Origin of the sequence: Flavobacterium sp. RSB2_4_14 (assembly GCF_051547085.1) — a bacterium.
Classification (GTDB): Bacteria; Bacteroidota; Bacteroidia; order Flavobacteriales; family Flavobacteriaceae; genus Flavobacterium.
The window spans coordinates 1-20,578 of record NZ_JBPTTL010000003.1 but is presented as its reverse complement, the minus strand read 5'-3'; the positions used below and the strand labels follow the sequence as shown (position 1 = coordinate 20,578).

The 20,578-nt window shown below is 32.8% G+C and carries 16 protein-coding genes and 1 tRNA gene; 8 read left to right on the top strand and 9 right to left on the bottom strand.

The window, feature by feature from the left end:
* Window positions 1-43: 43 nt before the first annotated feature.
* Both ACSVH2_RS07785 and ACSVH2_RS07780 read left to right on the top strand, forming a co-directional pair.
* Window positions 44-1,168, top strand: coding sequence for a hypothetical protein (locus tag ACSVH2_RS07785; RefSeq protein ID WP_438092604.1), 1,125 nt, complete (start codon window positions 44-46; stop codon window positions 1,166-1,168).
* 21 nt (window positions 1,169-1,189) lie between these two features.
* Window positions 1,190-3,238: an FG-GAP-like repeat-containing protein gene (locus ACSVH2_RS07780; RefSeq protein WP_438092603.1), complete on the top strand. Its 2,049-nt coding sequence runs from the start codon at window positions 1,190-1,192 to the stop codon at window positions 3,236-3,238.
* A gap of 55 nt (window positions 3,239-3,293) precedes the next feature.
* On the opposite strand, the gene ACSVH2_RS07775 is transcribed toward ACSVH2_RS07780, so the two are convergent.
* From ACSVH2_RS07775 to ACSVH2_RS07765, 3 genes are read right to left on the bottom strand one after another with little or no spacing between them, the layout of a single operon-like run.
* The gene (locus tag ACSVH2_RS07775) at window positions 3,294-4,250 is read right to left on the bottom strand and encodes an ion channel (protein ID WP_438092602.1); all 957 of its coding nucleotides are present in this window, start codon (window positions 4,248-4,250) and stop codon (window positions 3,294-3,296) included.
* Between the two features lie 9 nt (window positions 4,251-4,259).
* Window positions 4,260-4,757 (bottom strand): GNAT family N-acetyltransferase, encoded by a 498-nt coding sequence (locus tag ACSVH2_RS07770; RefSeq protein WP_438092601.1) that lies wholly within the window; start codon window positions 4,755-4,757, stop codon window positions 4,260-4,262.
* On the bottom strand, window positions 4,754-5,209 hold the full coding sequence (locus ACSVH2_RS07765) for a DUF1801 domain-containing protein (protein ID WP_438092600.1): 456 nt from the start codon (window positions 5,207-5,209) through the stop codon (window positions 4,754-4,756). The genes ACSVH2_RS07770 and ACSVH2_RS07765 overlap by 4 nt, the downstream gene beginning before the upstream one ends.
* 72 nt (window positions 5,210-5,281) lie before the next feature.
* On the opposite strand from ACSVH2_RS07765, the gene ACSVH2_RS07760 reads away from it, so the two are divergent.
* Both ACSVH2_RS07760 and ACSVH2_RS07755 read left to right on the top strand, forming a co-directional pair.
* Window positions 5,282-6,346 (top strand): DUF3667 domain-containing protein, encoded by a 1,065-nt coding sequence (locus tag ACSVH2_RS07760; RefSeq protein ID WP_438092599.1) that lies wholly within the window; start codon window positions 5,282-5,284, stop codon window positions 6,344-6,346.
* Window positions 6,347-6,354: 8 nt separating this feature from the next.
* Window positions 6,355-7,377 carry a M28 family metallopeptidase gene (locus ACSVH2_RS07755; protein WP_438092850.1) on the top strand — a complete coding sequence of 341 codons (1,023 nt, stop codon included), beginning with the start codon at window positions 6,355-6,357 and terminating at the stop codon, window positions 7,375-7,377.
* Between the two features lie 59 nt (window positions 7,378-7,436).
* Here ACSVH2_RS07755 and ACSVH2_RS07750 read toward each other — a convergent pair.
* From ACSVH2_RS07750 to ACSVH2_RS07735, 4 genes are all read right to left on the bottom strand, one after another.
* A tRNA-His gene (locus ACSVH2_RS07750) sits at window positions 7,437-7,510 on the bottom strand.
* A 62-nt stretch (window positions 7,511-7,572) separates the two neighbouring features.
* Window positions 7,573-8,289, bottom strand: coding sequence for a bacillithiol biosynthesis deacetylase BshB1 (gene bshB1 / locus ACSVH2_RS07745; RefSeq protein WP_438092598.1), 717 nt, complete (start codon window positions 8,287-8,289; stop codon window positions 7,573-7,575).
* Window positions 8,290-8,318: 29 nt separating this feature from the next.
* Complete coding sequence (locus tag ACSVH2_RS07740) at window positions 8,319-9,383, bottom strand: chorismate-binding protein (RefSeq protein ID WP_438092597.1); 1,065 nt, start codon at window positions 9,381-9,383, stop codon at window positions 8,319-8,321.
* Window positions 9,384-9,806: a PaaI family thioesterase gene (locus tag ACSVH2_RS07735; RefSeq protein WP_438092596.1), complete on the bottom strand. Its 423-nt coding sequence runs from the start codon at window positions 9,804-9,806 to the stop codon at window positions 9,384-9,386.
* Between the two features lie 161 nt (window positions 9,807-9,967).
* Between ACSVH2_RS07735 and ACSVH2_RS07730 the strand changes: the two genes are divergently transcribed.
* The 3 genes from ACSVH2_RS07730 to ACSVH2_RS07720 all read left to right on the top strand — a co-directional run bounded on the left by ACSVH2_RS07730 (window position 9,968) and on the right by ACSVH2_RS07720 (window position 16,920).
* Window positions 9,968-11,521 carry a hypothetical protein gene (locus ACSVH2_RS07730; protein ID WP_438092595.1) on the top strand — a complete coding sequence of 518 codons (1,554 nt, stop codon included), beginning with the start codon at window positions 9,968-9,970 and terminating at the stop codon, window positions 11,519-11,521.
* Between the two features lie 78 nt (window positions 11,522-11,599).
* Window positions 11,600-15,268 carry a phosphoribosylformylglycinamidine synthase gene (purL, locus tag ACSVH2_RS07725; RefSeq protein WP_438092594.1) on the top strand — a complete coding sequence of 1,223 codons (3,669 nt, stop codon included), beginning with the start codon at window positions 11,600-11,602 and terminating at the stop codon, window positions 15,266-15,268.
* A 251-nt stretch (window positions 15,269-15,519) separates the two neighbouring features.
* Window positions 15,520-16,920, top strand: coding sequence for a kelch repeat-containing protein (locus ACSVH2_RS07720; protein WP_438092593.1), 1,401 nt, complete (start codon window positions 15,520-15,522; stop codon window positions 16,918-16,920).
* Window positions 16,921-16,933: 13 nt separating this feature from the next.
* Here ACSVH2_RS07720 and ACSVH2_RS07715 read toward each other — a convergent pair whose 3' ends face one another.
* Entirely contained in the window at window positions 16,934-17,962 is a 1,029-nt protein-coding gene (locus ACSVH2_RS07715; RefSeq protein WP_438092592.1) for a LamG-like jellyroll fold domain-containing protein, read from the bottom strand.
* A 192-nt stretch (window positions 17,963-18,154) separates the two neighbouring features.
* On the bottom strand, window positions 18,155-19,162 hold the full coding sequence (locus ACSVH2_RS07710; RefSeq protein ID WP_438092591.1) for a LamG-like jellyroll fold domain-containing protein: 1,008 nt from the start codon (window positions 19,160-19,162) through the stop codon (window positions 18,155-18,157).
* Between the two features lie 626 nt (window positions 19,163-19,788).
* Here ACSVH2_RS07710 and ACSVH2_RS07705 point away from each other — a divergent pair.
* Window positions 19,789-20,514 (top strand): hypothetical protein, encoded by a 726-nt coding sequence (locus ACSVH2_RS07705; protein ID WP_438092590.1) that lies wholly within the window; start codon window positions 19,789-19,791, stop codon window positions 20,512-20,514.
* Window positions 20,515-20,578: the final 64 nt, after the last annotated feature.

Below are 20,578 nucleotides of genomic sequence, written 5' to 3'. Positions count from 1 at the left end.
ATTACAAAAAAAATATTATTTTTGGGAAGCATTTAAAATTTTTATGAAAAAACATTACTACCTACTCACTGTTTTACTTTTACTTTTGAGCATTTTTATAGCTTGTACAGATCAAGATGATGAATACACACCCGTTTCACCTGTTGTTGTTGATTTAACACAAGTGCCTTACCCAAAACTATCCGATTACAAATTTTTCGAAGGCGAAATGAAAAATCAAATTCCTTCGTTGAATGTCATTCCTTATGAACCTAGAAGTGTTCTTTTTTCTGATTATGCTCATAAAAAAAGATTTGTATGGATGCCAGACGGAACAACAGCAACATTCAATGGCGATGAAAATATTTTAGAATTACCAGTTGGTGCTGCACTAATCAAAACATTCTACTATGATAATGTGCAACCTAACAATACAACTAGAATTATTGAAACCAGAATAATGATTAGAAAATCAACTGGTTGGATTTTTGCTGAATATGTTTGGAATGCAGAACAAACAGAAGCATTTCTCGATTTAGCTGGTAGCTATACTCCTTTAAGTTGGAAAGATGAAAATAATGTGATTAGAGATGTTAATTACAGAATACCTTCCGAAGTTCAATGTATTGTATGTCATAAAGTTAAAGAAAATGTAGATAATGTTGAAGTTACAGTCTATTCACCAATTGGAATTAAGCCACAAAATTTAAATTTTAACTACAATTATGGTTCGGTTACTAAAAATCAATTAACTAAATGGATTGAACAAGGTTATTTGGAAAACAATTTCACTTTTCCTTCAGCTGAAAATACTGTTGTGGAATATAATGATTCATCTAAACCTTTGGAGCAAAGAGTGCGTTCTTACTTAGATATTAATTGTGCTCATTGTCACAAAGAAAAAGGTCACTGTGATTATAGACCAATGCGATTTGCTTACAGCGAAACAACTGGCACAAACGGACTAACTAATATGGGAGTTTGTGTAAATACTCAGGATATGCAGGATTTCGAACCATCACTTGGTAAAATTGTAACTCCTGGAAATCCAGAAAGATCAATGATGTTTTATAGAATGAACACAACAAACGAAGCATATATGATGCCACTTCATGGCAGATCAATAATACACGAAGAAGGAGTAGCCTTAATTGAAGAATGGATTAACTCTTTATCTGGATGCCCTTAATTAATTTAATAAAATGAAAAAATGAAAAAAATTACACTATTATTTGTATTATTATTTTTAACTCAAATTACAAAAGCACAAGATACTTGTGCTTCGGCACAACCAATTACAGCTGGCACTTATGTCGTAACTGTAATAGATGGAACACAAGTGCCAAATCCTGTATGTGCTGCAAACGGAGCTACACCAGCTACTCGTCCTCCTGCTGGCGAATGGTATTCATATACACCAACACAAAATTACACCGTTACAGTAACTTCTGATTTACAAATAAATAATGGAAAAGACACTCGTTTTCATGTTTATACCGGTGGTTGTGGCGCATTAACTTGTTACAGCGGAGACGATGATGGCGGTGCCATTGGAACTGGCTATTTATCAGTTGCATCGTTTGATGTAACAGCGGGAACAAATTATATTATTGCTTGGGATAATAGATGGTCTTCAACAGGTTTTACTTTTCAATTAATAGAAGCGCCTATAGTAGTTCCTCCACCTACACCTATATCTTATACTTTACAAACAATTAATACAATCAACAGTACTTTCAACTTGTGTGTTGTAGATATGAATGGCGATAAAAAAGATGATATAGTTGGAGTTAGTGCTAATAATTTAAGAGTTCATAATCAAGGAACTGCTGGAACTTTCTCTGTTACCGATTTCCCAATTTCTGGAACAAGTGATATGCCGAACTGGAGCTTAGCAGCAGGAGATTATAACAAAGATGGCTTTAATGACATACTATTAGGAAGTGGTAGTGGACTCACATTTTGGAGATCAAATAGTACAGGTACAGCATATACTAATGTAAATCCATCGGATTATATTTTCTGTCAAAGAACCAATTTTATTGACATTAATAATGACGGAAATTTAGATGCTTTTTCTTGCCATGATGTTGCTCCTAATGTTTATTATTTAAATGATGGACTGGGGAACATGACTTATTATCAGTCTGGAACACCTGGAGCTTATAACCTTGGTGTTACAGCTAGTGGTGGAAATTATGCCTCTTTATGGACAGATTTTGACAATGATGGTGACCGAGATATGTTTATTTCAAAATGTTCAGGTCCACCATGTGAACTTCACAGAAATGATGGTAATGGTGTTTTCACAGATATTTCTGCAGCTGCTGGAATTAACGTTACTCCTATTCAAACATGGTCATCTGCGATTGCTGATTTTGATAATGATGGCGATATGGATATTATAATTACAGCAAGTGCTGGTACTCATAAATTTTTTAGAAATAATCTAGATACAGCAACTGTAGCGTTCACAAATATTACTGCTGGTTCAGGTTGGGATACGAATACTTCTACCAACATTGATAATATAGCTTATGATTTTGATAATGATGGTCGTGTAGATGTGCTCGGTGGAGGAAATAAAATAATGTTCAATCAAGGAAATAACGTTTTTGCACCAGTAAGCTATTCTGGAATTAGTGTTGGAGCGGTAGGCGATTTAAACAACGATGGTTTTCTGGATATTTTAAACGGAAACACTATACGTTATGCCGTTCCTAATGGAAACAATTGGATTAAAATGACATTCCAAGGAATTCAAAGTAATAGCAACGGAATAGGTGCCAGAGTTGAGATTTACGGACCATGGGGAAAACAAATAAGAGATGTTAGAAGTGGTGAAGGTTTCAAATACATGAGTTCACTTAATGTACATTTTGGATTAGGTACTGCTACTACAATTACTCAAGTTATTGTAAGATGGCCATCGGGTGTAGTTGATACTTTTAACAATGTAACTCCAAACCAGACTTTTTCAGTAGTAGAAGGTTCAACGTTAGGTATAAATTCTTTTGAAAGTTCTGTGTTCACCATGTATCCAAATCCTGTGAAAAATAATATTACTATTGCAATAAATACGGCTAATCCTGTTGAATTTACCACTGCAGAAATATATGACTTAACAGGTAGAAGAGTTCAAGTAACAACTGTTATTAATCAAAATGTAGGTGTAGATGCATTAGCTACTGGTACTTATATTTTAAAATTAACAGATACCAACAATAAAAATTACAGTCAAAAATTCATAAAAGAATAATATCTTTATTCTTTTAAAAAAGTCCTCTCAATATCAATATTCGAGAGGACTTTTTTTATAGCTGAACTTTTTCAAATGCATTTAATTTGTCAACATGAAGAATAGTTCTATCTGAATCGCTACTTTTAGAAAACATAGGAGTGAATTTAGCGCCGTAAACAATTTCAGAAAAAGCATAAGAAGTTCTTTTGACTACTGTTGTACTAAACATATCATCAAATACTTTTAAAAAGACAAGTACTTCACCATCAATATTTTCATAATCCTCTTTACTTAAATTGAATAATGGACTGTTTTCCGTTATAGGATGAACTAAAGTCCAACTCAGTGTTAAAGAATTCACTTTGGCCATTTCCAATTCCAAAGAATAAAACTTATTGACTAATTTACCGCCTTCCTCTTGAACCATTCCCAAAGTGATTTTAGCTTCAGCATCTGATAAATTTGTGTTTTTATAAGGTGTAACTCTTAGCATTAGTCCAGTTCCTTTACCAAATGGCGCTACCAAAGCATTTTGTGAAAAAAGTAAGAAAGCAGTAGGTTTACTAAATCTTCCATAAAATAAACCTGTAGCAATGGCAAAACTCAACAATCCAAATAATGCTTCAACTGCAGCAACAAAACTGGCTAAAAAACCACTCGGACTAATATGTCCATAACCTACAGTTGTAAAGGTTTGAATGCTAAAGAAAAATGCTTGTCCATACTTTTCTAGAGTAGAAGTTGCATTTACTCCGTTGAGATGTTCGACACCGACCAAATAATAGATACTTGCAAAAAACAAGTTCACTAAAAAGTAAAACAAAACCACAATAACTAAAAATTTCCAACGCGGAATATTGAGCATTGTATGATACCAACTGATACTATCTAAAAATCCTATTCCTGATTTTTTAACATTAGCTTTACCGCTTTTATTGATAAATCGCCCACCATAACTAGAGGCATTCGATCCAAAACCCGAATTAGATTCAACCTTTGCTTTACTATTTATTTTCTTTAGGAACTGCATAATTTTACATTATAATTTTTTTTCCATCACATAATCATCCATCACATAACCTTCGCCAATATCGATAACTTCCTCAAATCTAATAGAAAACCCAAGCTTTTTATAAAAATGTTGGGCAACATTGTACTTATTCACATTAAGACACAACGCTTCTTGATGCTGTTTTTTTGCTTCAGATTCTATGTACTCAATCAGTAATTTTCCAATTCCCTTTCCTTGTTGATGAGATAAAATATATATTTTATGAATTTTAGTATTATTCGTTTCGCTATAATTGAATTCATAAGATGCAAAGCCGAGCGTAACTCCATCCTCTATTGCCAAAATAAAATGATGCCTTTTGATGTCGGCTTGAATTTGTAATGCTTCAACACTATACATCATTTTCATCATGTAATCCAATTGCGAATTGCTGAGAATGTCACCATAGGCAATTGGCCAAACTTCATGAGCAATAGCTCTTATATCTGTAAAATTATAATCGGTATTATTTACTAATGAAATCATTTTTTGAATGCCGTTTCATATTTTGTAATCCAATCATTTACAGAAACTTTTGTTGCTAATTCTGCTATTAATTCAAAAGGAATGTCATCCATTTTTTTGAAACGAATGCAACTTTTACCCATGTCTAACTTGGTTTTACAATGTTTTAGATATTCAGCCACAAACCATTCTAAAAGACTATTATCGACATAAATCCCCATATGATACAAAGCAATAAAATTCTTTTGCGAAGCCAAATTTATAAAAGGCAAAGGCAATTTTGGGTCACAATGATATCCTTTCGCGTAAATAGAATGAGGAACAACAAAGCCTAACATTCCATAACTCAAAACTTCTTCAAAACCTTCAGGAAGATTGTTTTTCAAAATATTTCGTAGCTTTTGCATAGCTTCTCTCCTATCTTCGGGCAAATTGGAAAGATATTCCTGAGGTGTTAGTGCTTTTGATTGCATTGATGTGTATTTAGTTTCTCAAAAATAGAAATAAATTTAATAGATTTACGAATTGGTTATTTTTACTTTATTATGTCAAAAAGTTCACTCAGAAAAGATAAAACATGTTTAAACTGCCGTTATGTAGTTGAAAACAGATTTTGCCCTAATTGTGGTCAAGAGAATACTGATACTAGAAAAACATTTTATCATTTATTTGTTCATTTCTTCGAAGATTTAACACATTATGAAAATGCATTTTGGAAAACTATAAAAAATTTATTACTCAAACCAGCAGCATTAACCAAAGAATATCTTTCGGGAAAACGCCTTTCCTATTTGGCACCTATTAGACTTTATATTTTCATCAGTTTTGTTACTTTTTTTATCATTGCTGTTTTTCCAAATGAAACTAATTCTGATTTTATAAATATTAATAACAATACTAAAAATAATCTTGGAATTAAAACGAATATAACTGTTGAAAAAGCAAAACTTAAAAAATTAGTCGATGCCAAAGTTATATCTCAAGAGACAGCAGATGAATTGCTTAAAACTGCTATTAAACTCGAAGAAGAAGCCATTATAAAGGAAGAGAAAGACTCAAGTTTTATAGATTTTGGATACAAAACATTTGAAGAGCTTGAAGAACATAAAAATGAAATGGGTCCACTCCAATATGCTCTAAATAAAAAAACAATTCCTATCTATCAAAAATATACTTACACTCAAATTAAAGAAAAGTTTGTAGAATCTGTCATTAGAAATTTTCCAAAAATCTTAATTATCTACATGCCTTTGTTTGCTTTTGTACTGTGGCTATTTCATGGTAAAAAACGTTGGTATTATTTTGATCATGGTATTTTCACCTTGCATTATTTTTCATTTTTATTGCTTATCTATTTATTATTATTCTTGTTTAATAAAATTATAGACTCTTTTGTAGTTAATACAGTTACAAATACAATATCCTCAGTTGTTAATTTTATAGGATACCTTTGGATGATATATTATTTCTTTCCGGCACATCGAAGATTTTATGAAGAATCGAGATTCGTTTCAATTATCAAAACGAGTTCCATGTTTTTCATCAATTTAGTACTAATAAGTATCATAATGATATTTTATATCGTATATTCATTCATTAACATTCATTAAAAATCATGATCAAAAAAGCATTTACGCTATTCCTATTTATTGCTGTTTTTTCTAACTGCACCTCTCAAAAATCAAGTAAAAAAGATGTTGACTCCTCAGACTATTACAAATTCATAATACAAGAGAGTTTAACTACTAATTTAACGATTATCGCTTCCGATGAAATGCAAGGACGCGAAACTGGAACTGAAGGTCAAAAAAAAGCAGGACGTTACATTATCGACTTTTACAAAAAACACGGAATTAGATTTCCAAAAGGAGCAAACGATTATTACCAACCCATTCCAGCTGAATACTTAAATGCACAATACAACGAAAACCTTCCCGATTCTGAAAACATTTGGGCATTTATAGAAGGTTCAGAAAAGCCAGATGAAATTGTAGTGATTTCTGCTCATTACGACCATGTAGGAATAAAAAAAGGCGAGATTTATAATGGTGCAGACGATGACGGTTCAGGAACTGTTGGTATTATGGAAATTGCGGCTGCATTTCAAAAAGCAAAAAATGAAGGTCACGGACCAAAACGCTCTATTCTTATTCTACACGTGACTGGAGAAGAACATGGTTTACACGGCTCACGATATTACTCTGAAAATCCATTATTTCCATTGGCAAATACAGTAGCTGATGTAAATATAGACATGATAGGTCGTCGAGATGAATTTCATAAAGACAGTAATAATTATGTTTATTTAATTGGTTCGGATTACCTATCGACTGATTTATATACTTTGTGCGAAGAAGTAAATAAGAAAAATAATTTGTTAACTATTGATTATAAATACAACGACAAAAAAGACCCAAATCGTTACTACTATCGTTCTGACCATTATAATTTTGCCAAAAATGGAATTCCATCGGTATTTTTATTTAATGGAGTTCATGATGATTACCATAAAGCTACAGACGAAGTTAGCAAAATTGAGTTTGATGCTTTGACCAAAAGAACACAATATGCATTTGCCATTGCTTGGGAAATTGCTAACCGTGAAAAAAGGTTGGTGGTTGATAAAGATGATGCTAAGTAGAAATATTTATAGTATTAAAACAAAAAAAGTCCCGATTTCTCGGGACTTTTGCGTTTTTGGGTGGCTGACCGGGTTCGAACCGGCGACCCTCGGCACCACAAACCAATACTCTAACCAGCTGAGCTACAACCACCATTTTTAACGAGTGCAAATATATTACATTTCTTTTCTTTTGCAAAGAATAATTTTATTTTTTTAAATCAAATTTGATAAGCTATTGACTGCCACATACCTTTCTGTAGTGAAACCTTCAGCATATTCTACGCCTACTAATCGTCCAAAATCCTGAGAGCGATAATGAATACTTTCTAAGAAATTTTTAGTAGCGATTGGCGTTATGGGTTCATTTGAATTTTCAGAATAAAATTGCGAACCATAAGCCAAAATTGACTCTGCTTTCTTATCAATAAAATCACTAATGTCAACTACAAAATCGGGTTCGATATTTTTCCATTGAATATAATGATACACAACTTTTGGTCTCCAAGCTTCTTGCAAAACTCCATCTAGCCTTGTTTCAATTTTTCTCAAACCTGATAAAAAACATGCATCCGAAACCAGCTTACTTCCTTTGCCATGGTCTATGTGTCGGTCTTCAATTGCATTGCAAATCACTATTTCAGGTTGGTATTTTCTAATCATTTCAATGATTTTCAGTTGGTGTGCTTCATCATTTACAAAAAAACCATCACGCATATCAAGATTTTCACGAACGGAAACACCTAGTATTTCGGCAGCAAGTCTTGCCTCGTTATCTCTAATTTCAACAGAACCGCGAGTGCCTAATTCACCACGAGTCAAATCGATGATACCCACTTTTTTCCCTAACGAAACTTCTTTCGCTATTGTTCCACTGCAGCCCAACTCCACATCATCTGGATGCGCACCAAAAGCCAATATGTCTAATTTCATAATCATTTATCTTGTTACAAAAATACAATTTACAGTATACATTTTTTCATTGTCATTGATTTATTCACTGTTTCCAAAAATTCATCCGCTGGAATACTGTCTTTGGTAATGCCACAACCTATAAAAAGTTCAGCAGTATTTTCAACTATCTTCATGCAACGCAAATTAACAAACAAATCAGATTGTTTGGTTCTAAAAGAGGCTAAGTCAATGTTCAACTCTCCCAAAAATCCAGAGTAGTATTCTCTATCATACTGCTCATTTTCTAAAATAAATTCTTTGGCATTTTCTTTTGGCAAACCACATACTGCAGACGTAGGATGTAAAACCGATATGATTTCACCAATTGCTTTTTTGGATTTAGCTGTCGCAGTAACATCCGTTTTGATATGCCACAAATTTCCTGCTTTAACAGAATAAGGGCTTGATACAATCATATCTGTAACTCTTCCTTCTAATCCTGCAGTAATAAAATCAGTAACTAATCGTTGTTCCTGTATTTCCTTTTCGTTCCAATTTATTTTATCCGAATTAGCCACTAATTGTGTTCCAGCTAATGCAACAGTTTGAATTGATTTTTCATTAATTTTTAAAAACTGTTCGGGAGTTGCGCCAAACCACATTCCAATTTTGGGATGGTAAAAACAATAATTAAAAGCAGTTGGATAACTTTGAGTGAGTTTTTTGAATACAGTTTCTAAATCAAAATCATTCAATATGACTGTTTCTTTTCGAGACAAAACCACTTTTTGGAATTGACTATTTTTAATAGCGTTCACTCCTTTTTGAACTAGATCTTCAAAGGCATTTTTGGCTTCATCATCTGTTGAAGAAGCAGTTATTTTTTCAAAATAAAAATCTAAATCGCCAACCTTTTCAACTATTACATCCGAATATAATTGAGGAATATAAGGAATTGCAACACTATCAAAAGGAGCAAAAACAAAACCCGTTTCTTTGAAATTTTCTAAAAAATATAAGTGGTCATTCTGTTGAAATAAGCCAACAATTCTATCTGAATTAGGTTTGCAATACAACGCAAAAGGGAGTTGTTGCTCGTGTTGAATTTTGACTTTTATAAATAAATCCGTCATTTAGCGTCGGGGTAAAATCATGTTAGTTAGTTTACAAAGCGAAATAAGCCTATCATTTTCATCGGTAATTTTTATTTCCCAAAGATGAATACTTCTGCCTTGGTGAATAATTTTTGCAGTACAAAATACAGTACCTTCTTTTTTACTTCTCAAATGATTAGCAGAAATTTCAATTCCGCGAACTTCTTGTTTTTCTGTATTGATGAACATGAGTGAAGCTGCACTTCCCACGCTTTCGGCCAAAGCTACGGTTGCACCACCATGTAATAATCCCATAGGTTGATGAACTCTTGAATTTACGGGCATTTTAGCAGTTAAAAATCCTTCGCCAGCATCAATATATTCAATTTCTAAGGTTTGCATCAAAGTATTATCGCACCAGTCATTACAAAGTTGTAATACTTTTTCTCTATCAAATGCCATAGCTTTTTTTTTTGTAAAAATAGTATTTATTTATAAGATACTAAAAGACAATATATGATGAATTGCCCGTTGCTACAATAAAATTGGAATTTCTACGTTATAACTTTAGAATTTTTAAATTCTCAATATATTAGCTACATTTACCAAAATTAAAGATACCAATGCGCAATTTTATTATACTATTTTTAGTTGGTTTAGCCATTTCTGTAAGTTCATGTCGTCAAGATTTTGTTTTTGAGCCAAGCACAGGAGATTTAACTTTTTCAAGAGACACAGTATATTTGGATACCGTTTTTACTAATATTGGTTCAAGTACTTATACCTTGAAAGTTTATAATAAAAGTAGCAAAGACATCAAAATCCCAACTATTCAAATGGGTAAAGGATTAAATTCTAAATACCGTATGACAATTGACGGAATGATGGGCGAAAGCAATAGAATTTTTCATGATGTAGAATTGCTAGCCAAAGACAGCATGTATATTTTTATTGAAGTTACTTCAGATGTTGCAGATGCCAATCCAACCGATTTCCTTTATACTGACCAAATCCAATTTGACAGCGGCGAGAATTTCCAAAAAGTAGAATTAGTAACCTTAATTCAAGATGCCTATTTTATATTTCCAAACAGAGAAAATGGCATCTATGAAACCATTCCAATTGGTTTTGACGAAGACAATAATGTAGTGGAAACGCAAGGAAGAAATTTAAATCACAATCATCCCGATAATGGAGATGAATATACTTTTAATACCGACAAACCCTATGTCGTCTATGGGTATGCGAGTGTGCCCAATGGGGAAACATTGACTATTCCTGGTGGTGCAAGAGTTCATTTCCATGCCGACTCAGGTATTGTGGTTCAAGAAGGTGCCACTTTAGAAGTGAATGGAAGTATTTCAAATACAGCTGCTCTTGAAAACGAAGTAATTTTTGAAGGTGACAGATTAGAACCTGGTTTTTCGGATGTTCCAGGACAATGGGGAACAATTTATTTACGACAAGGAAGTACTAATCATAAAATAAAAAATTTAACCATTAAAAATGCCATTATTGGATTGCTAGTTGAAAACAATTTTGGAACGACTATGACGATTGAAAACACCCAAATTTATAACAGTTCCAACGTTGGTTTACTAGCCAGAGCTGCAAATATTGATGGAAAAAATATGGTGATTAACTATGCCGGAGAAGCATCTTTGGCTTGCACATTAGGCGGAAGTTATGAATTCAAACATTGTACTTTTAATAACAATTGGTCAAGTTCGAGACAAGTAGCCGTTTTGGTTAATAATTATTATACTGATACTACAACCAACCAACAAGTAGCTTTTGATTTAGAACAAGCCAATTTTAGAAATTGTATTATTTTTGGTTCTAATCAAGTGGAATTACTAGTAAATAAAAGCACTGTTAGTCCAGAGACCAATTGGACAACTCCAATTTTCAGCAAATGCCAAATCAAATTCAACAATACGGCTAATCAATTCACTAACAATCCTGATTATGCTTTCATTAATGACACCAATGAAATCATCAAAAATGGCGACCCCGATTTCTTTGATGTAAATAATAATCAATTAATGATTGGCGATGACTCTGATGCTAAAGGTTTTGGAAACGATGTTGGAGTGACCAATGACATTTTAGGAAATCCAAGAAATGGCGTTTTTGATTTAGGCGCTTATAACTCGATTGTTTTTCCGAGTAATTAAATTTAGTAAACCAATTTTAGGTTTCATTTTTTTACGCTAAATTTGCACCTACAACTAACGTACTAACAACACAACACAATGATTCATTTCTTCGGAAACGAAAGTAATACTGTTTTTGCCGTTCAAACGCAAAACGAACTTTCAGCAGAAACTATCTCAAAATTAAACTGGTTATTTGCCAACGCCTATAAAATAGAAAAATCCGTCCTGACGGATTTTTTTATTGGTCCACGAGCTGCTATGGTTACGCCTTGGAGTACCAATGCGGTAGAGATTACTCAAAATATGGGAATCGAAGGCATAATCAGAATTGAAGAATTTAAAAAAGTCAATACAGATTTCAATGACTTTGACCCAATGCTTTCGCAAAAATATAGCGAACTAAATCAAGCTATTTTCACTATAAAGATTAAGCCAGAACCCATTCTTGAAATTGAAGATATTGCAGCATACAACAAGCAAGAAGGATTAGCATTAAGCCAAGAAGAAGTAGAATATCTAAATGATGTTGCTAGAAAAATAGGTCGAAAACTTACCGACTCAGAAGTTTTTGGTTTCTCCCAAGTCAACTCAGAACACTGTCGTCACAAGATTTTCAATGGGACTTTTGTCATTGATGGTGAAGAAAAACCAACATCATTATTCAAACTCATCAAGAAAACATCAGCCGAAAATCCAAACGATATTGTTTCGGCCTATAAAGATAACGTAGCGTTTATCAAAGGACCAAAAGTTACACAATTTGCTCCAAAAACAGCAGACAAACCTGATTTCTATCAAACGAAAGAATTCGATTCTGTGATATCATTAAAAGCAGAAACCCATAATTTCCCAACAACGGTAGAACCGTTCAATGGTGCAGCAACAGGTTCAGGCGGAGAAATTCGCGACCGTTTGGCTGGTGGACAAGGTTCGTTGCCTTTGGCTGGAACTGCAGTTTACATGACTTCTTACTCCCGATTGAACAAAAACAGAAATTGGGAAAATGGCATGAAAGAAAGAAATTGGTTGTATCAAACCCCAATGGATATTTTAATAAAAGCTTCCAATGGTGCTTCCGATTTTGGAAATAAATTTGGTCAACCGCTTATCACAGGTTCTATTTTAACATTTGAACACGAAGAAGAAAACAGAAAATTAGGTTATGACAAAGTTATCATGCAAGCTGGTGGAATTGGTTATGGAAAATTAGACCAATCTATAAAAAAGAAACCAACAGCTGGAGATAAAATTGTAATTCTTGGTGGCGAAAATTATAGAATCGGAATGGGTGGCGCTGCAGTTTCCTCTGCAGATACTGGTGCTTTCGGTTCAGGAATTGAGCTCAATGCGATTCAACGTTCCAATCCTGAAATGCAAAAACGTGCTGCTAATGCTATTCGTGGCATGGTAGAAAGCGATGAAAACACTATAATTTCTATTCACGATCATGGTGCTGGTGGTCATTTAAATTGTCTTTCAGAACTCGTTGAAGAAACGGGCGGTTTGATTGATTTAGACAAATTACCAATTGGTGACCCAACACTTTCTGCCAAAGAAATTATTGGTAACGAATCTCAAGAAAGAATGGGATTAGTCATCGGTCAAAAAGACATTGATACATTACAACGCATTGCCGATAGAGAACGTTCACCAATGTATCAAGTTGGTGATGTAACAAATAATAATCGTTTTACATTTGAAAGCAAAAGCACTGGTGCTAAGCCAATGGATTTTGCGCTTGAAGACATGTTTGGTAGTTCTCCAAAAACCATCATGGCTGACAAAACAATCAATAGAAATTATACAGATTTAGAATATACAGAACAAAATATTCCAAACTATTTAGAACAAGTATTACGCCTTGAAGCCGTAGCTTGTAAAGACTGGTTAACCAATAAAGTCGACCGTTGTGTGGGTGGAAAAGTAGCCAAACAACAATGCGTTGGACCTTTACAATTGCCTCTAAACAACGTTGGTGTAATGGCTTTGGATTATAATGGAAAAGAAGGAATTGCAACCTCTATTGGGCATTCGCCAATTTCAGGTTTAATAAATCCAACAGCTGGCAGTAGAAATGCTATTGCCGAATCCTTATCCAATATCGTTTTTGCACCTTTAAAAGAGAATTTAAAAAGTGTGTCACTTTCGGCCAACTGGATGTGGGCTTGTAAAAATGAAGGCGAAGATGCCCGTTTATATGAAGCTGTCCAAGCCTGTTCCGATTTTGCTATCGAATTAGGAATCAATATTCCAACCGGAAAAGATTCACTGTCAATGAAACAAAAATATCCAAACGATGAAGTGATTGCACCCGGAACGGTCATTATTTCAGCCGCAGGAAATTGTTCCAATATTACTAAAGTGGTAGAGCCAGTTTTACAGCATAACGGCGGTTCTATTTATTATATCAATTTGTCGCAAGACGAATTCAAACTAGGCGGAAGTTCATTTGCGCAAACGCAAAATAAAATCGGAACCGAAACGCCAACCATAAAAGATGCCGCTTTTTTCAAAAGAGCATTCAACACCGTTCAAGACTTAATCAAAGACCGACAAATCTTGGCTGGTCACGATATTGGAAGCGGTGGTTTGATTACGACACTATTGGAAATGTGTTTTGCGGATGTGAATTTGGGTGCTACTATTGATTTCAATTCATTCAAAGAAAAAGATGTAGTAAAAATTCTTTTTGCCGAAAACATTGGATTGGTATTGCAAGCAAAAGACGATGCAACATTTGAAAAAGCATTAAATTCAAATAATATCGAATTCTATAAAATTGGAAATGCAACTGCTTCAGAAACACTTTCAATTCACAATTCACAATTCACAATTCACCATTACAGAGACATTTGGTTCGAAACCTCATTCCTACTCGACCAAAAACAAACCAAAAACAACAAAGCAAAAGAACGTTTTGAGAATTTAGGAAAACAACCTTTACAATACAAATTTCCAAATCATTTTACAGGAAAAATGTCAAACTCCCTACCCTTTGGGGAGGGTCGGGGTGGGGCACCTAAAGCCGCCATCATTCGCGAAAAAGGAAGCAATTCTGAACGTGAAATGGCAAACGCCATGTACCTAGCAGGTTTTGATGTAAAAGATGTACACATGACCGATTTGATTTCGGGACGTGAAACCTTAGAAGACATTCAATTCATTGGAGCCGTGGGAGGATTTTCAAATTCAGATGTCTTAGGTTCTGCCAAAGGTTGGGCTGGAGCATTCAAATACAACGAAAAAGCAAATACAACTTTAAATAATTTCTTCAAACGCGAAGACACACTCTCTGTTGGAATTTGCAACGGTTGTCAATTATTCATGGAACTAGAATTGATAAATCCAGAGCACGAAATCCATGGAAAAATGCAACATAACGATAGCCACAAACACGAAAGCATCTTTACCTCAGTAACCGTTCAAGAAAATCATTCAGTAATGTTGAAAACCCTAGCCGGAACAACCCTTGGTGTTTGGGTTTCCCATGGCGAAGGTAAATTCAAATTGCCCTACGAAGAAAGTCAATACAACATTGTAGCCAAGTATGCCTACGAAGGCTATCCTGCCAATCCAAACGGTTCAGACTTCAACACAGCCATGATGTGCGACACCACAGGAAGACATCTCGTGATGATGCCACACATTGAGCGTTCAACCTTCCCATGGAATTGGGCGCACTATCCAACCGATAAAAAAGACGAAGTTTCTCCTTGGATAGAAGCTTTTGTCAATGCACGTCTGTGGATTGAAAAAATTAATTAAAAATGAAAACTTTATATAAATATCCATTCACATAATCCTAAACAAGTCTGTCACCCTGAGCGCAGTCGAAGGGCACATAGCAAAAACCCAATCCGATTATTCAGATTGGGTTTTTTAATTAAATAACTATTACATTTAATATTTTGATTAAAATGCAATCTAATAGTACAATTCAAAATCATTTTACTGAAAAGTCAATACCTTTTTTAAAATCTTTTATATATTAGCATTAAATCAATTATCAGACTAACGTGAAAATATACAGACTTTATTTTACTGTTATTCTTTCTATTTGCTTCACATTTTTGAGCGCACAGAATAGAACATTAGAATTAAAAAACTCCGACATTCAAATAGGCATAGACTACAAAAACAAAGACTATCTTGTCTTCAACGGCTTTGAAGTTTTCTACAAAAAATCATTTCAATCACAGGAATGGAAAATAATTCCATACAAATACAACGAACTCCCGAAAACAAAAGACTTTCCATACAATTTTTTCAACATTAAAGGGAAAAATTATTTAGTTTACTCAGGTTGCGGAGAAATTTATGAATTTAAAAATGACAGTATAATACGAATCGATAACTCATTCCAACACAAAAATCAATTTGGATCTTGCTCTTTTGTCTATAATGACGAAATCTATTATTTTGGAGGATATGGTTTATTTACATATAAAAACATCTTAACCAAGTTTGACTTTAAAACAAAAGAATGGGAACTTATAAAATACAACAATTATAAAAATATTCCTCAACCAAGAGACAAAGCAATCTCTTTTATAAAAGGGGACAATCTCTATTTACTTTCCGGTTATTCTGAAAATTATGACACAGACCAAGTTACTGGAGTAGGAAAACAATTATTTGATATTTGGAAACTTAATCTAAAAACTAAAGTTTGGAAATATCTTGGCGACTTAAAAGACAAAAGTATTGTTTCAACATTAGCAGATAATAGCAATAGCTATCAAAATCAAAACAATTTTTACTATGATAGTAATTATATTTTTCAATTAGATTTTAAAAATAACAAAGTCAATTATTTCAAGCAGGAAAACAAATTTTTTCTTTCAGGGTTTGAAAAATATAACTTAGAGAATAACGAAATCATATATTCACAAAAAAGTACAGATTTAAGCATACGAGATATCAAAATAATAATTGAACCATTTGATAATTACAGTGGTAAAATTATAAAGACTGAAAACTTAGTTTCAGGTTTCAACTTCAACTATACTCTCATTCCATTAGTTATTCTATTAGGTTTAATTATTTTATACTTAACAAAAAAGAGAAAACAAAAAATGGTATTTGAAAATTGTATTACTTATAAAAATAATACATTCTTTCACCAAAACAAGCCTATTAATAATCTCTCAATAGATGAGATAAATTTATTGTCATTCTTTTTTAGCAACTATAACAACCCAATACAAATGAACGAAGTAGTTGATTTTCTCTCAAAAAACGATGATACAAGTTACAACACACTAACAAAGAAAAAAGACACCATTCTTAATAGTCTAAAACAAAAGTTGGCTTTTGTTTTAGATATTAATGAAGAGGATTTGTTTATCTATCAAAAAAATAATGAGGACAAGCGTATTAAAGAAATACAACTTAATCCTCAGTATTTTATAAATTAAAAAACACAGTGTTTTAATGAGTTGCTAAATAAGAAATTTGTTGTTGAGTTAAAGCAATATTGTATATTCTAATGTCATCTATTTTACCATTAAAAAATCTCCATAATGAATTCCCTAAATTGTCTGCTCCAATATATAGAGAATTTGTTGTACTGCACTTACTGCCTAAAAGTGAGTTAGAACTGATTAAAACACCATTTATATATAATTTTCCACCTGTTTGCTCATCATGTATAAATGCAAAATGATACCATGTATTAGTGTTAATTATTTGGTTTTGCGAAAAAAAAGAGGTTTGATTATAAAATTTAGTGGCACATACAAGTCTTGCAGAATTTGAAATTGTTGCTAATTCTACTATGTAATTTTCAGCATCAATATTACATCCACTTTGTTGGAGCCATTTACTTATAATTGCTCTTGCGTTACCCTGTACACCATTTGGCAAATTATTAGTATTAAACCAACCACTTATAGAAATAGAAGAACTGTTTAGTGAACTTGAATTATTTACTTTTATAAAATCAGTTGTCCCATTAAAAGAATAACATGAGTTGGTATTACCAAATCTATCCGTTGATAATGTCGCACCATTAACTGTTCCAGTATTATTATTACCACTTAGGTCATTTGCATTCCCATCAAAAGGATAAAACGCAATTAATCCAGAAGAAACATCTATACTTGAACCTGTAGTTATTGTAAATTCATTTGAATAAGTCAATGAATTCCCTACAGCATTAAAAGCATAAACTCTATAAGTATAATCTGTATCTGTAGATAAATTAAAATCACTAAATGTTGTGATATCAGAATTAACAGAGGCTATTTGGCTGAAATTTCCCGAACTTGTTTTCCTTTCAATCTTAAATCCTTCTTCATTTGTTGAGTTATCTGTCCAAGTTAAATTAACTTGATTATTAGAAACTAAAACTCCATTTAACAAAGTAGGAGAAATTGGCACTACTGTTACATTTCCATTTTCATCAGAAGAACAGCTTGTTAAAACTAAAAAGATGCTTAATAAAATTATTTTTTTCATAGATATTAGTATTGGGTTAATTAAAATTCTTAACTAAAGTTTGTATTGACAATTTAACAATAAAAATATTAAAAAGGTCGTGAAGATATTTCAAATTTTAAATTGATGGAATATGTATTCTATCTTCAAAAGTTTCAAGAATAAAATTAGAAATACAATCCTTAACCTTCTGATTTTATTTATTTAAAATATTTACTGCAAAATAATTTTCTTAGTATTCACAACATTTCCTAATGAATCATAAATTTTCACAAAATATAATCCATTTCCTGTCCAACTATTTAATTGTACTACATATTGCTGAGTATTCATTGGCGCAGCAAATACTTCTTGACCTAATGTATTTGTTATTTTAATATTCCAACCTGTAACATTAGCTAAGTTTCCACAATCAATAGTAATTTGAGTATTTGCTGGATTTGGATAGATGATTACTGTATTATTATAGGAAACTGGATTAAATCCTAAAATACCTGTATTAATTACCAAAGTTTGACAAGTTGTGTCAGAATTATAAAGTGCTGATATTTCTTCTTGTGTTAAGACACGATTCCAAATCCCAATATCATCATAATTTCCAATTAAAGAATTGTTTAAACCATTAGGACTTAACCCCCCAAATCTAAAATATCCAATATTACTTTGCCCAACTATTTGGCTATTATCAGTAGACAATAAATTACCATCAATATAAATTTTTGACCCAGTACTATCCATTGTTACAACACAATGATGCCAAATATTATCTATAACATTTATAATTGCCTGATGACGTAATTCAAAACCTGGAAATGTATAAAAGACTACTTTCCCATTTTCAATCCAAAGTGCTCTATCCCAAACACCCCCATGAGAACACTGGCCGTTGTTAAATCCGATTAAATGTCCTGCGACAGTAGAATTAGTTTTAAACCAAACTGAATAAGATAGAATATTCGGAGAGTTAAAACTTGTACTTGTACAGATTAAATTTGAACCATTATTATACTGATAGGCAGTATTATTATTTCCAAATCTATCATTTGACATTATTGGACCATTTACTATTCCATTATTACCATTCCCCGACTCATCATTAGCATTGTTGTTAAAAGGCCACCATCCAATTAATCCATTTGTTGGAACATATGAAGGAATGGTTTGAGAAAAGGAAGTGAAAGTAAATAAAACAAACACATAAATAAGTAATTGATTTTTCATGATATATAAATTTAAAATTAACAATTCAAAAGTATAAGGGTTCTATTAATTATCTTAAAATAATATAAGAAAATATATTTTCATCTATTTAAAACGCAAATAAAATGAACATTTTCTCATACCCAGCTCTGCGAAGTCTCTTGACTTCGTAGCCAATTCAAAATCACAATCCCACAGAAATTAAATAGCATCAGCAACGAACCCGTTGAAAAAAAATAAAACCCATTACGGTTTACCGTAAAATAAACCCAAAACAACCCAGAAATTCGAAGTCTCCTAACTTTGTAGCCAATTCAAAACCACAATTTCATAGAAATACACTTTCGCCAGCAAAGATTTCAACCCATTAAAAAATCCCTGAAATCCGTGGCAAAAAACCATCGCATACTTTGCAGTAAACTTAGCGTACTCTGCGGTAAATAATTCTGTGAATCAGTGGCAAAAAAACATCGCTTACTTTGCGTAAAACTTTGCGCACTTTGCGGTTAAAAAAATCAAAACAAAAAAATTTGTGAATTTGTGGTAAAAAAATCAAAAAAAATAGCACCCATTACGGATTCCCGTAAAATAAATCCAAAATAACCTAATAGCTTTGAATAATAGTAACAATATAAAACTTAAAAATCATGGCATCAACATCAGAAACAGGACACGCAAAAAACATTGCAAACCTAAAACTACTAATCACAAACATCCTCGGATTAGGCACACTCTACAACCCATCCAATCCAAACATTACGATAGAAGTACTCCAAACTATCTATGACAAAGCATTTGCAGACCAAAAAAATGTAAACGAACTAGAATCACCCTATAAAAATGCAGTGGCAGAAAGAGAAAACCTCTTCAAACCACTAAACCGTCTGATATCAAAACTTAGAAAAGTGTATAAAGCAACACAAGGAGTTTCCCCCAAAGAACTGGAAAACTTTATGACAATCGCTCGTAAAATAAAAGGAGATAGAAAAAAACCAATATCAGAATCATCAGAACCAGCTAGCTTAGAAAAACAATACTCAGTCTCACAACTAAGTTACGACCAAAGAACAAACAATCTAGACCTGCTCATAGGATTATTAGAAAACACCCCAAACTTCAATCCAAACGAAGATTCCTATAAAACCACAACACTCCGTGCAATGCACGACGAAATGCTATTAAAAACAGAAGCCGTCGGAACTACATTCGTTCCCTTCAATAATGCAAGAAACAGAAGGAACAACAGAATATACTTCGAACCAAACAATCTAGTCGATGCTGCCTACACCGCAAAAGACTACATCTTCACTATCCTAGATGTCAATTCAACACAATACAAAACAATAGCAAAAATAAAATTCTCCCGCATCTAAAACCAAAACTCCTCCAACAACGAGGAGTTTTTTTTATGACCTACACAGGTTAATTAAACATAAC

What these genes read in the sequence shown, in the direction of transcription:
- ACSVH2_RS07785 (WP_438092604.1), top strand. Translation starts at nt 44, where the DNA reads ATGAAAAAACATTACTACCTACTCACTGTTTTACTTTTACTTTTGAGC.
- ACSVH2_RS07780 (WP_438092603.1), top strand. Translation starts at nt 1,190, where the DNA reads ATGAAAAAAATTACACTATTATTTGTATTATTATTTTTAACTCAAATT.
- ACSVH2_RS07775 (WP_438092602.1), bottom strand. Translation starts at nt 4,250, where the DNA reads ATGCAGTTCCTAAAGAAAATAAATAGTAAAGCAAAGGTTGAATCTAAT.
- ACSVH2_RS07770 (WP_438092601.1), bottom strand. Translation starts at nt 4,757, where the DNA reads ATGATTTCATTAGTAAATAATACCGATTATAATTTTACAGATATAAGA.
- ACSVH2_RS07765 (WP_438092600.1), bottom strand. Translation starts at nt 5,209, where the DNA reads ATGCAATCAAAAGCACTAACACCTCAGGAATATCTTTCCAATTTGCCC.
- ACSVH2_RS07760 (WP_438092599.1), top strand. Translation starts at nt 5,282, where the DNA reads ATGTCAAAAAGTTCACTCAGAAAAGATAAAACATGTTTAAACTGCCGT.
- bshB1 (WP_438092598.1), bottom strand. Translation starts at nt 8,289, where the DNA reads ATGAAATTAGACATATTGGCTTTTGGTGCGCATCCAGATGATGTGGAG.
- ACSVH2_RS07740 (WP_438092597.1), bottom strand. Translation starts at nt 9,383, where the DNA reads ATGACGGATTTATTTATAAAAGTCAAAATTCAACACGAGCAACAACTC.
- ACSVH2_RS07735 (WP_438092596.1), bottom strand. Translation starts at nt 9,806, where the DNA reads ATGGCATTTGATAGAGAAAAAGTATTACAACTTTGTAATGACTGGTGC.
- ACSVH2_RS07730 (WP_438092595.1), top strand. Translation starts at nt 9,968, where the DNA reads ATGCGCAATTTTATTATACTATTTTTAGTTGGTTTAGCCATTTCTGTA.
- purL (WP_438092594.1), top strand. Translation starts at nt 11,600, where the DNA reads ATGATTCATTTCTTCGGAAACGAAAGTAATACTGTTTTTGCCGTTCAA.
- ACSVH2_RS07715 (WP_438092592.1), bottom strand. Translation starts at nt 17,962, where the DNA reads ATGAAAAAAATAATTTTATTAAGCATCTTTTTAGTTTTAACAAGCTGT.
- ACSVH2_RS07710 (WP_438092591.1), bottom strand. Translation starts at nt 19,162, where the DNA reads ATGAAAAATCAATTACTTATTTATGTGTTTGTTTTATTTACTTTCACT.
- ACSVH2_RS07705 (WP_438092590.1), top strand. Translation starts at nt 19,789, where the DNA reads ATGGCATCAACATCAGAAACAGGACACGCAAAAAACATTGCAAACCTA.